The organism is Mycolicibacterium vulneris (assembly GCF_002104765.1).
GTDB lineage: Bacteria > Actinomycetota > Actinomycetes > Mycobacteriales > Mycobacteriaceae > Mycobacterium > Mycobacterium vulneris.
In genome coordinates, this window is sequence record NZ_NCXM01000075.1 from 1 (window position 1) to 1,604 (window position 1,604).

Annotated in this window: 1 protein-coding gene; it reads right to left on the reverse strand. The window is 62.5% G+C overall.

The genetic code is table 11. From position 1 onward, the window contains the following. Positions 1-1,604 (reverse strand): AMP-binding protein (locus B8W69_RS29375; protein ID WP_165762730.1); only part of this gene is annotated, 1,604 nt, incomplete at both ends.

Sequence of the window (1,604 nt, forward strand, 5' to 3'; positions counted from 1 at the left end):
TGGGTCAGGTTGCGGTGGGTGACCGCAACCCCCTTGGGCACCCCGGTCGTGCCCGAGGTGTAAATCAGGTAAGCAATGCCCTCCGGGTCCGGCACCGGTGGTGCCGTGCTGGATTGCGCTTCCACAGCGGGGTCGTTGACATCGATGACCGCCACATCGGACCCGTCCAACCGCGGGCGCAGGGCCGCGGAGGTGATGACGGCGATCGGGGCGGCATCGGTGAGCATGAACCCGATCCGAGCCGCCGGCAACGCCGGGTCAATCGCCAAATAAGCCGACCCCGTCTTCAACACCGCCAGCATCGCCACGACGGCCTGGGCTGAACGTTCCAACAGCAACGCCACGCAGTGCCCCGGCCCGATACCCCGGTCGGTCAGCAAGTGCGCCAACCGGTTCGCGGCCTCCTCGAGTTCCCAATACGTCAGGGCGCCGCCCTCGAAGCTGATCGCCACCGCCTCGGGAGCGCGGGCCACCTGGCGGGCAAACACCACCGGAATCGACACCGGCGGCGGTGCGGGCTGGGTCAACACCGACCGATTACCCCACCCATCCAACCGGGTGTACTCACCAGCACTAAGCACATCCACCGACGACAACGATCGCCCCGGACCGGCGGCCATCGCCACCAACAGCCGCTGCAACCGTCCCGCTAAATCGGAGACTTCAGAATTCGAAAACAGCTGCCCAGCGCCGACCGTGCCGACGGAGAGTTGGTCACCGTCGCCAGAGAAGACCAAGCCAAAGCCGCCCCGGTGGCCAAGGTTGGTGTATGACGCCGATGCCGTCACACCACCGAAGGACAGAGTGAAACTAGACGGGAGAAAATTGACGCTGACCCTGTCTGCTAACTGCCCCAGGCCTCGGGCGTGGATTTTGCGCTCAAGAGCCTGCACCGGAAATCTCTGATGCCGCAGTGCTTCCCTGATTTGCGTGTCAACGTGGGCACAAAATCCGGCAACCGTCGATTCGGGCGAAACCCTCAACACCAGCGGCACCACCCCGGCCACCATCCCGGGAAGCGTCTTCAATTCCGGACCTACGCGCCTGCTGACCGGGAAGTCGAGCACCACCTCTGAGTCCTCAGCGCACCACCCACGCACCACAAGTGCGCATGCCGCGGTGATGACCGATGATCGCGGCACGTTCCATGCTCGGGACAACTCGTCAACTCGGCGAAGGACCATGGCGTCCAGCTGAACCGGCGCGGACGGACGATACGAATCATGCTCGCCAGCAGCGTGGGGCAATCGATAACGCGATCCATTTTCCGCTGGAAGGTTTTCGGTCCAATAGGCCTGGTCGTCGAGGAAGTCGTCGGACGCTTCGTATTCCGACTCGCAATCAACCAAGTCCTGTAACGAACCGAAAATGGAAGGCGGGATCGGCGCGCCAGAAACAATTGCAGAGTAGACGGATGCAATCCGTTGACCCACCAGCGCAATGCCGGATCCGTCTGCGACTATGTGGTGACTGCATGCGAACAAATAGAATTCATCAAGCCGCGCCTGAAATAGCGCAAATTTGAAAAGCGGGCCGGTGAACGGCATCGGCGTGCGTTGGATCGTGGCTGCTAGTTCATGGGCTTCCTGCTCGGCATGGTCCGA